Below are 12,379 nucleotides of genomic sequence, written 5' to 3' on the forward strand. Positions count from 1 at the left end.
CTGGCGTCGCAGACACCAACACCGCGCCCGCACCAGCCACTACCAGCGACGATCAAACCAACTCACACGAACGTGAAGTCCGGCTGGAGTACTAGTGCACGTCCGGGTTCGGTCGGGATGCCAGTGCCGACAGCTACAGCTGTGATGCTCCGCCGTCCACCGGAAACTCTGCTCCCGTCGAGAATGTCGCACCGAACGCCAAATACTCCACCGCTGCGGCAATCTCCTCGGACAGTCCGACACGCTGCATCGGATTCGCGCTGCGGAACTGTTCCTTCATCGCCGCCGCGGTCTCGGGTGGCATCGACCGGTCCAGGATGCCGGTGTCGATCGGTCCGGGGCTGACCGCGTTGACGCGTACCTTCCGCGGCAGCAACTCCCGCGCCAGCGATCGCGTCATCGAGCGCAGAGCAGCCTTACTCGCAGCGTAAGCGCTGATCATCTCTAGGCCTTTGACGTTGACCACCGACGTCGTCAGCACCACACCGGCGCCTTCGCGCATCAGTGGTGCAAGCTTCTGCACCGTGAAGTACGGGCCCTTCGTGTTGATCGCGAACAGCTCGTCGTACATATCCTCCGGTGTGGATTCGAACGCCGCGAACGCGGTCACGCCCGCGTTCACGAACAACGCGTCCACCAGACCGAACTCCGCCGCCACGCGGTTCGCCAAGGTCTCGATCTCTGGTATGGATGCCGCGTTGCTGCGGACAGCGATCGCGTTGCTCCCCAACTGTTCCCGCGCCGCGTCCAAAGTCGACTGTGCGCGGCCGGTGATCAGTACTCGCGCTCCAGAATCTACGAACCGCTGGGCCGTCGTCAGACCCAAACCGTTACTGCCACCGGTGATCACGATGTTCTTGCCGTTGTAGTTGCCCATGCCTGCGAGTCAACGACGTCGCGCGCCCGCCGTCCAAGACCTGTTTCGCACGTCGTCATGTCGCACGCGTATGGCGATCTATTCTGGACGTGTGGACCTCGATCTACGGCTCGTGCGCTACTTCACTGTCGTTGCCGAGCACGGCAACTTCGGTCGCGCCGCCACCGCGCTCCACCTGGCGCAGCCCTCGCTCAGCCGCCAGATCCAGCGCCTCGAGGACCAGCTCGGTGTCCGGCTGCTCGACCGCACCCCGCAGGGCAGCAGCCTCACCGACGCCGGCCGAGTCTTCCTCTCCCATGCGCAGGCACTGCTGCACACCGCCGAGCAGGCCACACGCGCGGCCAAAGCCGCCGACCCGCCCCGCGCGATCACCATCGGCTACGTCGAGGGCCTGGTCATCACGCCTGCCGTTCAGGCGTTGCGCCGCCGCCACCCCGACGCACGGATCCGCACGCGGCACCTCGCCTGGAACGCCACACACGCCCTCCCCGAACGCCGGGTCGACGCGCTCATCGCCCGACGCCCGCTTCCCTTCCCGACAGACCACCTGCGCGTGCGGACTCTGTATCGGGAACCACGCGTGCTCGTCGTGCCGGTGATGCACCGCTTGGCGGGCAAGGAATCCGCCGACCTCGGTGAGCTCGCCGACGAGGAACTCGTTGCCTGCAAGAACACACCGACGATCTGGAGCACACCTCGACCCGTCGGCGACCGTCCGGCACCACCCGGCCCTGCCATCGAGGACAGTTTCGAGGACAAACTCGAACTCATCGCCACCGGTCACTCCGTCGCGATCCTCCCCGCAGGCGACCGCCGCGCCACCGTCCGCGACGATATCGCCCTGGTACCCCTCGATGGCATCGAGCCGTGCGAGGTCGTACTCGTCACCCGAGCCCACGATCCGAACCCACTGATCAAGGCACTGAAAGACGCTACGCTGTCCCATCTCACCGGTTAGCGTTCGGCGCCAGAACCTCTCGCTGTCCACGACAACAGCGGCCTACCGCGGGTACTGTCCGGCCGACCTTGCCATCGGCACCCTCCGCCGGAGCCGAGACATTCTCGACCATGCACAACCTCACCGTGTAGCGCGCCCTGAACACCGCAGGCCAGGGCCACTGACCGCCCGTGACACGTGATGCGGTTCGGACCATCAACGAAGCCCGCCCCCTGGGACTCGATAATCGCCATTACCGGATATGTTGAGCTGCAGCGGTTTTCGTCGTACGACTGCTCGATGAGCGGCAATATCGGATGTTCGCTGGGCGGCCCGGCCGACTGCTGATCATGGCCGGTCGAACTCGCCCCATGCGACTCGAGTGGATGATCAGCGCGGTCGGTACAAGCCCGCGATGAGTAGGTGGACCAGCCGGCGGGCGTTGTAGCGGGGATTGGTGCCGGCGCCCGCGCATAGGCCGCCGACACCGCGCATGAGTTCGTAGGCGTCCTGGCCCGCGGCGATCTCGCCCGATTCGGCTGCGGCATCGAGTAATTGCGTGCACACCGGCACGAGTCGCTCGAGGAAGTAGGAGTGCAGGGGGTCGAAGCAGGGGTCGTCGGACTGCAGCACGGTGGCGAGTCCCTGTTTGGTGATCACGAAATCGGCGAACGTCTCGATCCACATCTTCAGCGCCGCATAAGGACTCGCACTGTCTGCCAGCAGGGCGGGGCCGATCTCGGCGAGGGATTCGACCTGATGCCGGTAGACGGCGACGATGAGATCCGCGCGCGTCGGAAAGTGGCGGTAGATCGTGGCCGTCCCGACACCGGCCCGCGCCGCGATGTCGCGTATCGGCGCCTCCACGCCCGAGGTGACGAACACCGTGGCGGCGGCGTCGAGCAAGGTCTGCTCGTTGCGCCGCGCGTCTGCCCGTTTGGGCCGGGTCGCACGTTCGGCGGCCGCGTCGCTGTCTTGCATCGAATCCCTCTCTCCGCTACCGCGATTGATAAACGGTACAGTGTACCGTATCTTCAATCGGGACGGCGTCCCGTTTATTCGATGATTGTAGACGCGGCGCCGTCGGCCGAGTAGTACACAGAGGGAGCACGAGCCATGTCGACATATCTGCTGGTACACGGAGCCTGGCACAGTGGTCAGTGCTGGGTACGGGTGGTGCAGGCGCTGGCCTCGGCCGGCCACCGGATCAGCACACCGACACTGACCGGCTATGGCGATCGGCGGCATCTGCTCGGCCCCCAGGTAGGGCTCGACACCCACGTCGAGGACATCGTCACCCTCCTCCTCGAGGAAGATCTCACCGAGGTGATACTCGTCGGGCACAGCTATGCGGGCCTTGTCATTTCGGCCGTCGCCAACCAGGTACCCGACCGCATCGCGCATCTGGTCTACCTGGACGCCATGGTCCCCGAAGACGGTGAGACCGCCGTTGACGTCCTGCCCGTCACCCAGGCCCTGATCGACCTCGCGCTGCAGTCCGACAGCGGCTGGCGAGTCCCGCCGCTACCCGAGCTGCCGCCTCCCGCAGGCCTTTTCGGCGTCAACGACCCCACGGACATCGCGTGGCTACACACCATGCTCTCCGATCAGCCGGTGCGCTGCCTCCAGCAACCGGTCCGCCTGGACAACCCCGCCGTCCACGCGATCCCCCGAACCCACATCCACTGCACCGCACGCACACCACAGAGCCCGGACCGCCGCCCGGTCCCGACGACACAACCCAACGGCACCCCGGCACAGATCTGGGAACTACCAACCGGCCACGACTGCATGATCACCATGCCACTGGAACTCACCGAACTACTCCTGAAGCTCAGCTGACCTCATGCCATCACCGGCACTGCGTTCCAGCGGTACTCACGAAGTCGCTGCTACCGCAAACGGTGGCTCCCGCAGAAATGCGCGGTATTCGGCAAGACCGGACGTTCTGCGCCGCAGTCGATCTCGCCGCGCAGAACGCCCGCATCGCGGCATAGAAAAGACATCCAGTGCGTCGGGAAGGCCGAGATGATCTCTGCCCGTTGGTCTTCCGCAGAGCCGCGTGGCCTCCCTCGAACCGCGCGGGTTGCGGCATGTGCGGATACTTCACCTATGTATAGCCAGCTGGGTTGCGGCTCGACGAGGGAATGGATTACGCGAGCAAGGGCCAGGTGATCCCGCTGCTGCCGGGTCACCCGGCCGCCCACTCCATCGGGTCAACCTCAGACCGGCAGCGGGTCCTGCCCCAGGAACTGGTGCCCGTTCGTCGCGGACTCGCGCACGGCGGCGAACCCGTGGGTGACCATGGCCTCCTCGTAGGCGGCGATCGCACCACGGGCGACAGCCTCGTCCGGCCCTTCGCTCAACGCTGCCGCCAGCGCGGCCCCGTCACACAGTGCGGCGTTTGCCCCTGCGCCAGCCGCCGGGCTCATTGCGTGGATCGCGTCACCGAGCAGCGTCACCCGGCTCGAAACCCACGGCGCGAACGGCACACTCGTCCGAATCACCAGCGGGAACACGGTTTCGGGCGCCCAGCTGGACACCATCGCCCGCACTCGCGGATGCCACCCGTCCACCTGCTTCAGCGCGAACTCCCGCAGCCGCTCGCCCGAGAGCCCGGCCAGTTCCTCGTCGGACAGACCGATCGCCTCCCGCCGCAGGCCGACCGAGCAGGTCATGAACGGTTCCGGATGCGCCACCGGCGCCACGCCGACCATCGTGTAGCCGGGGCCCAGGATCATGCTGAACACGGCGTGCATCTCGTCGTCGAACAGCGACCGGGTCCGCTCGTGCAGCGGGATTTTGCCGTACAGCTGCCGCAGCCCGGTGTCCTCGATCCGCGCGTGCGGCAGGTATTGGCGCCGGACCGTCGAGTTGACCCCGTCCGCACCGACGAGCACACGGCCACGCGCGGTGGTGCCGTCGGCGAAGTACGCCGTGACCCCGTCGGTGTCGCTGTCGTAGTGAGTGAGCCGTTTCCCGAAACAGACACCATCGAGCCCGCTCAGCAGGATGTGCCGCAACGTCATTCGGTTGACGTTCACTCCCGGCTCTGGGAACTCCACTACCGACTGCAACGCGAGCTGGTCGTCGTAACGCACGACAGTGGGCCGCGGCCGCAACGACGTGGCCTCGAACCGCGCGTACAGCTCATCCGGCAGCACCTCCCGCAATGCGCGAATGCCCAACGCGTCGATGTGCAGCCGGTACCCCTGCAGCCGCGACTCCGGCGACTCATCGCGTTCGTAGACCGCACAGGGGATTCCCGCGCGCTTCAACCCCTGGGCGAGGCACAGCCCGCCGATCCCCGCACCGATTACGAGAACGCCGTCTTCCGGCCGTCGCCCTTCCGGCACAGCACTTTCCGGCACCGTTTTCTCTGACACAGCGTTGTTCGACACAGCACAGTCCCTTCACAGACGTATCGACTGAAAGGGACGCACAGGTTCCCGCCGCGCCGCCCACGACGGCCGCGAGATGCTGGGGCGAAACTTCCGGACTAACCCATACCGGAATAAGTCTTCGCGCGTCCTCCATCTCGACGTTACCGGAATCGATCACCGCCTCGCCAGACCACGCGGGTGAGCGAAACCCTCGGCCGACAAGTGAGATGGGTCACCGAAAGCGCCTCCAGCACATACACCTCCGCCCGCGCCCCCACCTCGGCGCCCCCACGCCGTCACGCCACAGCGACATGCCGGAAGCCAGCGGCCTCGTAGCCTCAGGCCGATGCCTGACGCCTCGCCTCTCACTACGTGGAGTCGTCGCATGGAGATCGTGACGTAGAGTCCGATTCCGGGGGACAAGCCGGGACCGCCGTCGGGTGCGGCCCGGGACCGACCTCCTGCCCGCTCCGGAGCCGCCGGCACGACCGCGTGGCCATGGCTGAATCGAGGTCGGCGCCTACATGAAGGCCGCAGCGAATTCCCTTGACGCAGTGATGTCCTCGTCATCTGACGCGGCGAAGACCCGCGACATGTCGCGCCCGGCGCGCCTGCACGTCCACAGCGCTGTCTCCACGGCCCTTGCGCTGCACAGCGATCACGCGTTGCGCGAGCTCGTGGACGCGGCCGCACCGATCGGCGTCGGTATCGGCGGGAAGTCGGCGCTGCTGGAGATCGCTGGAACCCCGGTCTTCGTGAAGCGAATACCCCTCACCGACCTGGAACGACAGCCGGAGCACGTCCGGTCCACGGCGAACCTGTTCGACTTGCCGCTGTTGTGCCATTACGGCGTCGGCCTCATCGGCGGGCCGGGCTTCGGGGCCTGGCGCGAGCTCGCCGTGCACATCATGACGACGAACTGGGTGCTCGCCGACGAACGTGAGGGCTTCCCGCTGATGTACCACTGGCGGGTGCTGCCGGACACGACACCGCTGCCGGAGGAACTCGCCGACATCGATCGCGCCGTCGCCTACTGGGATAGCCGACCGCAGGTACGCCACCGGATCGAGGCCCTCCAGGACTCTTCGGCGAGCATCGCGCTGTTCCTGGAGTGCATCCCGCAGAACCTGCACGAGTGGCTGAACGCCCAGATCGAGGCGGGCGACGAGGCCGCCGACCGGGCCTGTGCCATGGTGGAGCGGGAACTGGCCGCCGGCACCGCGTTCATGAACTCCCGTGGGCTGCTGCACCTCGACGCGCACTTCGAGAACATCCTGACCGACGGTCAACGCCTCTACTTCGGCGACTACGGTCTCGCGCTCTCCTGCGGGTTCGACCTCTCGCCGGAGGAGGCCACCTTCTTCGACCAGAACCAGAGCTACGACCGCAGCTTCACCGCCACCTACCTAGTGAACTGGCTGCTCACCGCCCTGTACGGGCTCTGGCGGGAAGACCGGGAGACACGCGCCGCGATGGTGCGCGCCATCGCCGAGGGCAAACCGCCGGAGGGCATCGATGAGGAGGCCGCCGCGGTCCTCACCCGGCACGCACCGATCGCCGCGGCGATGTCCGCATTCACGCGTGCGTTCCAGCAGGAGAGCCGGAGCACCCCATATCCGGACGAGGAGATCCGCCGCCTGCTGGACGGCCAGGCCATTCGGAGCCCTGACGTCAGGTGACCCACCGCGTCCTCGGTGTCACTTGACGCCGCGAGAACACCGCTACGTAACGCCGCAGATCTTTCGGGGGATTGCGGTCCCGCATGGCTGGCTGTAAGTACGAATTTCGGACTCTGGCGCGCATTTCGTGATGCGCGTTGCGGTGTCTACTGCACAGCCGCCGCACCGCGCCGGCGCGAACCATTGCTCGTGTGTCGGGTACGGGACGTCGTTGCCGATTCCTGCGCTTTCCAACGTTCATACGTCGTACCCCTGCGGGGGTAGTGACAGGTCACCCTCGCGGGGCATCTTGCGTCCGGGATGTATCGGATTCCGGGTCTTCTCGGATAGGTACGGGTGTACGGCTTTCCTGGATTGGTCTCGGAGGGCTCGGTCAGGTTGTGGAGAGGTGTTTGTCAGTGGGTACCGAAGGATTACTGGGGTGCGGGCCGGGCGGCGGAGTTACGCGCCGAGCAATGCTCTTGGGTGGTGCCGCTGCTCTGGTGGCGCCCGCGGCAACGACTTATGCGGCACCGGGACTGGCCGGTAAGGCACTTGCGGCGACCTACAACGGTGTCACAACCGGGTCCGGTGGGCGCTGGCACAGTTGCGTGACCGACCTGATGTCGGCCAACCCGGTACCGGTCGTCGACCATGACGCCGACTTCGTCATCGAGGGCGCCAGCGTCCAGAAGCTCGCGGTGGGCGTTGCTCTGCTCGGTGCTGTCGATGAGGGTCGGCTGTCGCTACACGACACCGTCGAGCTCAACGCCGACATACTGGCGCCCGGTAGCGGCATCTACCACCGCCAGACGGTCTACGGTGACCGGCTGACCCTTTCGAACGTGCTGGTGGCGATGCTGCAGGTCTCGGACAACACTGCGGTCCGATTGATCGGCTCGAAGCTGCCGGGAACCGAGATCAACAGCATCCTCGCCGCCAAAGGATTCGAAAAGACCCGTGTCGAACCGCTGCCGGGCAACCCGCATCGTTTCTGGCTCGGAGTGACGACGCCCCGCGAGATCAACACGCTGTTGTGCAAGCTTGTCACCGGTACCTTGCTCACGCCCGCCTCGACCCAAACCATGTTGCGGATCCTCACCTGGCCTTCGGTCGGGTACGTGGACGGTGTTCGGCGTTCCATGTCGTCGCTGGAACGAGCTCGGATCGCCACCAAATACGGCGCGAACGAGGATAAACGGCACGAAGCCGGAGTTCTGTTCGACGCGAATGGCGCCCCGCAACTGGTGTATGCCTACTTCGCCGACCAGGCGCCCGACCCGGACAACTATGGCGCGACCAATCCGATAGTCCAGGCGCACGCGGTGCTCGGTCGGGCGATGCTCGACGAGTACACCTATCTGTCACCTCTGTCGGCGCTGATCGATCCACAGGCCATCAACCGAAACATTGCCGCAGGAGCCGCAAGGTGACGGAGTTCGGCCTGGCCACGGTCACGACCTGTTGTCCAAAGGCCTGCGGGACCTGAGTCTCATCTGGACGAACCTCGTGCTTACGCGCGGTTTCGCGGCACCTGCTGTGTGGCCGGCATTCCGCGCTGCGTCGCCAGTGGCGACCAGCCCGTTCACGCGGGTCGCGCAGGAGTATCTGGTCGAACGCCAGCTCGAGCGGCACAACGTCCGCAGCTACTTCTTCAACGACCGCGGTGAGAGCCCGATCCTGCGGCCTTCCAGAGGATTCCGCGACTCCCTGTGGGATCACAGTCGGCGATTCGATCCCCGCAAGGACTACACCTTCCGCGTTGCGGCGCGTAAAGCGAAGGCGGCCAACGGACGCGGCGACACGGCGCGGCCCGAGCCGGTTCCGGCGACGGCGGAATAGTCGGCCGGACAGCATGACTCGTCTCACGAGCCGCGACAAGCACGAACAGCCAACCGAATTGGATCAATCATGGTGAGACTTCCGTTTACCGGACCGGTCGCGAACAAGCAGGAACGGCTGGTGCTGGTCACCGGCGCCGGCAGCGGCATCGGCCGGGCGATCGCATTGCGCCAGGCCGCCGCGGGCGACATCGTCATCGCGACCGACATCGACCTCGCCGCCGCGCAGCAGACCGCGAAACTCGCGCAAGGAGCTTGTGAGGCTTACGCACTCGACGTGACCGATCCCGCGCAGGGGCAGCAGGTCGCCGACACCGTGATAGCCCGGTTCGGCGTCCCGGACATCCTGGTCAACAATGCGGGCATCGCCCTGGGCGGAGCGTTCCTCGACCAGACTCCCCAGGATTGGGAGAAGATCATGGCGATCAACGTGCACGGGGTCGTGCACGGCAGCACGATCATCGGCGCGAAGATGGTGGAACGCGGTCAGCCCGGTCATATCGTCGTGATCGCTTCGGGGGCCGCGTGGACGCCGAACCGGGTAGCGCCCTCCTATTCGGCGTCGAAGGCCGCAGCGTTGATGGTCGCGGAATCGCTGCGCACCGAACTCGCACCGAAGAACATCGGGGTCAGCGCCGTCTGCCCCGGCGTCACCCGCACACAGCTGGCCGCGAACGCGACTCTGGTCAACAGCGGTACCCCCGCGACCGAGGAATTCCGCGCCCACATCGCCGATGCCCAGGCGCGATTCGCCTTCGCGACCCCGGACATGGTCGCTCGGGCCGTGCAACGCGCCATTCGCTACAACCTCGCGATCGTCCCGGTGAACTTCGACGCCACACTCGCGTTCGTGCTGCACCGGGTCTCGCCGGGCCTGATGCGGTGGATCTGCTCCATTCCCACCATGAAGCTGGCCGAGAGCACCATGCGGATGGCCGTCGACCGGATGCCGGCGTCCATCGCTTTCCATCGCGAATAGCGCGCACCGCACCCTCGATCCGCTCCCGACAACACAACGACACGTCAGGCCGGCCTCCGCGCCGGCCTGACGCGGATAAGACACCGACCAATGCCTCAGCCCGAGTTCCGGCGTCGAATCACGGCGCGCATGTAGCGACTTCCCGGCCGATACCCGCGCTGTGGGCGACCGCGCGGATCAGGGGAGTGGGCCGCGACATCGCGTACACGTCGATGATCGGCTGGGGAATGGTGATCCACTGCTCGGCCGACAGCTCCTGAGCGACCATCGCCTTGGACCGGATGCGCTCGCCGAATTTCCGGGTCATTGGCTGCCTGGTGGAATTACCGATATACGGCTGCGGCGCTTCGGGCAGAGACGGGATCGCGTTGTGCTATCGCCGGGGGATATCGTCGATGTATAAGTTGATGCGTTCGAGGAAGTTGTTCAAATCTAGACCTATTCTTGCGTGGTCGTGCATCATGAACCAATATCTGATCGCTCAATCTACATACGTTCGGGAACTCGTCAAGGGATGCTCAATCGATTGCCGATACGTTCACTTGGTTGTAATAATAATTCTTATCTAAAGGAGCCTGAAGCAAAGATCCAGCCGAGGAGGCCGATATCTGCAATTGTGTGACCTGTATCACGCAGGCGGATTAAGCCTGACCTTAATGCAACTCCGTGAAAGGTTGTATGTCACAAGTCGTACTGCTACCGTCGGCGAAACTTGCGGTGACTGGTTGTCGAGTTGTCGTGTTTCACCGCTCGGTTTCATTTCTTCCGGCGCTGCTCTGACATGCGCCGTGCATGATGAGAGGGCAATCGTGGCTGTCATCGTCGATGAGCGATCCGATCCGCCGAATACGGGGCGATCGGTATCCGGACGCATGGCGTCGTATATTCGGAAACGGCGTTGGTGGCTACTCGGAGTTTGGATAGTCGTCCTCACCACGGCGGCATTGAGTGCCGTCACCGCTTCCGGGAAGCTCAGCGGTGGCGGCTGGTCGGTGCCCGGCTCGGATTCGGTCGCGGCGAGCGATGCCATGCGAACAGGGTTCGTCGGGCGGGGAGAAGTAACGGTCACGCTGGTGGTCACCGATCACCGATACACCAGTGGCGAGCCGAAGTTCGAACAGCGGGTGCGCGATGTATTGGACACTGTGCGAAGCGATTCCGGGCTCGGCGCGCGGGAGGCGTTCGGCTGGGCGACGCTGAGCCCGTTGAACCGAGCCCCGTTCGTCGGCGCCGACAAGCGCAGCGTTGTGACCTCGCTCGGACTGAATATCAGCGAGGACGACGCGGAGAAGCAGATCCCGCGAGTGCAGCAGGATTTGGACGCGCATTACACGGACGAGGGTCTGGATGCGAAGCTGGTCAGTGCCGCCGCGTTTCGCGGATCGACCGGAGTCGTCAGCAAGGAGCGACTCGTCCGGGCCGAACTGTTCACACTGCCGATCTTGGCGATGGTTCTCTTACTCCTGTTCCGCGGTGTAGTCGCTGCGCTGGTGTCCTTCGCGGTCGGAGCGACCAGCGTGGCTGTGACACTGGGGCTGATCTCACCGCTCGCCTCGGCCGTTCAGGTATCGGTTTTCGTCGAGAACGTCGTGACGATGCTCGGGCTCGGCATCGGCATCGACTACTCACTGCTGGTGATCAAGAGATTTCAAGAGGAACTCGCTCGCGGCGATTCGGCTACCGACGCCGTCGCCCGAACGCTGAGATCGGCAGGACATGCTGTCGTGGCTTCAGGGGTCACGGTCGTCCTGGCGTTGTCGACCCTGGTGATCGTGCCGCTGAACGCGATTCTGTCGATGGCCATCGGCGCGATCATCGTCGTCGCCGCCTCGGTATTCGCCGCGGTGACCGTGTTGCCCGTTCTGCTGTCGATTCTCGGGCATCGCATCAACGGCGGTACCGTCCCGCTGCCACGATGGTGGCGGACCGAGGAATCCGGCGACGACGACGCGATCCGTACCCGCAGGTGGTATCGGTTCATCGATCAGGTCATGCGCCGGCCGGTGCTCGGCGTCTTGGTCACCACGGCGGTGCTGGCCGGAATCGCCCTTCCGGCAACGCATGTGAAGATCTCGACCCCGGACGCGCGGATACTGCCGCCGACCGTCAGTGTGCGGGCCGGATACGACACCATCGAGCACCAGTTCGGCACCGGCGCACCGTCTCCCATCCAGGTCGTCGTCGGCGCACCCGTCGGTTTCGATCGAGACGACCACGGCAGGGTGCTCAGTGACCTCGTCGATCGACTGGCCGCCACCGAGGGAGTGGCCGCGGTGCATTCGGTCATGAGCGTTTTGCCTCTGGTCTCTCCGGCCGAGCCGTTCGCCGCGCTCGCACCGGAGCGGTTCGGCTCGCTGCCGCCCGACGCGCGTCAAGCCATCCGCTATTACCTCGCCCAGGACGACCGGACCGCGATCATCGAGGTCGTGCCCACGACGCGTGCGTCGGACCCGGCGACGCATGCGCTACTCGACCGGATACGAGCCGAATCCGCTACTGTGCCACCCGGATTCGCCGTGCGCATCGGAGGGGAGACCGCCGAGGGCGCCGAGACGAACGCGGTGATCGATCACAATCTGCCTCTGGTGCTCGCACTCATGCTGGCGATCATTCGACGGATTCAACTGGTCGTTGCAACACCTCGATTCTGGAGGTGTGTGTTGGCGTATGGGAAGCGGCAGATCGAGGTTCGCGCGTATCGAGG

Annotated in this window: 11 protein-coding genes; 7 read left to right on the forward strand and 4 right to left on the reverse strand. The window is 65.3% G+C overall.

The window, feature by feature from the left end; all coding sequences use genetic code 11:
- Nucleotides 1-133: 133 nt before the first annotated feature.
- Nucleotides 134-877, reverse strand: a complete 744-nt coding sequence (locus ACIA76_RS42995; protein ID WP_397161267.1) for an SDR family oxidoreductase — start codon at nt 875-877, stop codon at nt 134-136.
- A gap of 70 nt (nt 878-947) precedes the next feature.
- Between ACIA76_RS42995 and ACIA76_RS43000 the strand changes: the two genes are divergently transcribed.
- Nucleotides 948-1,835: a LysR family transcriptional regulator gene (locus ACIA76_RS43000; RefSeq protein ID WP_397161268.1), complete on the forward strand. Its 888-nt coding sequence runs from the start codon at nt 948-950 to the stop codon at nt 1,833-1,835.
- A 369-nt stretch (nt 1,836-2,204) separates the two neighbouring features.
- Here the strand turns inward: ACIA76_RS43000 and ACIA76_RS43005 are convergent, their stop codons facing one another.
- Entirely contained in the window at nt 2,205-2,795 is a 591-nt protein-coding gene (locus ACIA76_RS43005) for a TetR/AcrR family transcriptional regulator (protein WP_397161270.1), read from the reverse strand.
- Nucleotides 2,796-2,930: 135 nt separating this feature from the next.
- Here ACIA76_RS43005 and ACIA76_RS43010 point away from each other — a divergent pair, with 135 nt between their 5' ends.
- On the forward strand, nt 2,931-3,656 hold the full coding sequence (locus tag ACIA76_RS43010; protein ID WP_397161272.1) for an alpha/beta fold hydrolase: 726 nt from the start codon (nt 2,931-2,933) through the stop codon (nt 3,654-3,656).
- Between the two features lie 380 nt (nt 3,657-4,036).
- Here the strand turns inward: ACIA76_RS43010 and ACIA76_RS43015 are convergent, their stop codons facing one another.
- Nucleotides 4,037-5,170, reverse strand: coding sequence for an FAD-dependent oxidoreductase (locus tag ACIA76_RS43015; protein ID WP_397161274.1), 1,134 nt, complete (start codon nt 5,168-5,170; stop codon nt 4,037-4,039).
- A 584-nt stretch (nt 5,171-5,754) separates the two neighbouring features.
- On the opposite strand from ACIA76_RS43015, the gene ACIA76_RS43020 reads away from it, so the two are divergent.
- The 4 genes from ACIA76_RS43020 to ACIA76_RS43035 all read left to right on the forward strand — a co-directional run bounded on the left by ACIA76_RS43020 (nt 5,755) and on the right by ACIA76_RS43035 (nt 9,675).
- Nucleotides 5,755-6,876, forward strand: coding sequence for a protein kinase family protein (locus ACIA76_RS43020; protein ID WP_397161275.1), 1,122 nt, complete (start codon nt 5,755-5,757; stop codon nt 6,874-6,876).
- Nucleotides 6,877-7,331: 455 nt separating this feature from the next.
- Nucleotides 7,332-8,288 (forward strand): serine hydrolase, encoded by a 957-nt coding sequence (locus ACIA76_RS43025; RefSeq protein WP_397161276.1) that lies wholly within the window; start codon nt 7,332-7,334, stop codon nt 8,286-8,288.
- Nucleotides 8,289-8,424: 136 nt separating this feature from the next.
- Nucleotides 8,425-8,697, forward strand: a complete 273-nt coding sequence (locus ACIA76_RS43030) for a hypothetical protein (RefSeq protein WP_397161278.1) — start codon at nt 8,425-8,427, stop codon at nt 8,695-8,697.
- A 69-nt stretch (nt 8,698-8,766) separates the two neighbouring features.
- Nucleotides 8,767-9,675 carry an SDR family NAD(P)-dependent oxidoreductase gene (locus ACIA76_RS43035; protein ID WP_397161280.1) on the forward strand — a complete coding sequence of 303 codons (909 nt, stop codon included), beginning with the start codon at nt 8,767-8,769 and terminating at the stop codon, nt 9,673-9,675.
- A 118-nt stretch (nt 9,676-9,793) separates the two neighbouring features.
- On the opposite strand, the gene ACIA76_RS43040 is transcribed toward ACIA76_RS43035, so the two are convergent.
- Nucleotides 9,794-9,982, reverse strand: a complete 189-nt coding sequence (locus ACIA76_RS43040; protein ID WP_397161281.1) for a hypothetical protein — start codon at nt 9,980-9,982, stop codon at nt 9,794-9,796.
- 307 nt (nt 9,983-10,289) lie between these two features.
- On the opposite strand from ACIA76_RS43040, the gene ACIA76_RS43045 reads away from it, so the two are divergent.
- Nucleotides 10,290-12,379: MMPL family transporter (locus tag ACIA76_RS43045; RefSeq protein ID WP_397161283.1), on the forward strand; the 2,090-nt coding region annotated here is incomplete at its 3' end.

The organism is Nocardia sp. NPDC051570 (assembly GCF_044454005.1).
In the GTDB taxonomy this organism is placed as follows: Bacteria; Actinomycetota; Actinomycetes; order Mycobacteriales; family Mycobacteriaceae; genus Nocardia.

What these genes read in the sequence shown, in the direction of transcription:
- ACIA76_RS42995 (WP_397161267.1), bottom strand. Translation starts at nt 877, where the DNA reads ATGGGCAACTACAACGGCAAGAACATCGTGATCACCGGTGGCAGTAAC.
- ACIA76_RS43000 (WP_397161268.1), top strand. Translation starts at nt 948, where the DNA reads ATGGCGATCTATTCTGGACGTGTGGACCTCGATCTACGGCTCGTGCGC.
- ACIA76_RS43005 (WP_397161270.1), bottom strand. Translation starts at nt 2,795, where the DNA reads ATGCAAGACAGCGACGCGGCCGCCGAACGTGCGACCCGGCCCAAACGG.
- ACIA76_RS43010 (WP_397161272.1), top strand. Translation starts at nt 2,931, where the DNA reads ATGTCGACATATCTGCTGGTACACGGAGCCTGGCACAGTGGTCAGTGC.
- ACIA76_RS43020 (WP_397161275.1), top strand. Translation starts at nt 5,755, where the DNA reads ATGTCCTCGTCATCTGACGCGGCGAAGACCCGCGACATGTCGCGCCCG.
- ACIA76_RS43025 (WP_397161276.1), top strand. Translation starts at nt 7,332, where the DNA reads ATGCTCTTGGGTGGTGCCGCTGCTCTGGTGGCGCCCGCGGCAACGACT.
- ACIA76_RS43035 (WP_397161280.1), top strand. Translation starts at nt 8,767, where the DNA reads ATGGTGAGACTTCCGTTTACCGGACCGGTCGCGAACAAGCAGGAACGG.
- ACIA76_RS43040 (WP_397161281.1), bottom strand. Translation starts at nt 9,982, where the DNA reads ATGACCCGGAAATTCGGCGAGCGCATCCGGTCCAAGGCGATGGTCGCT.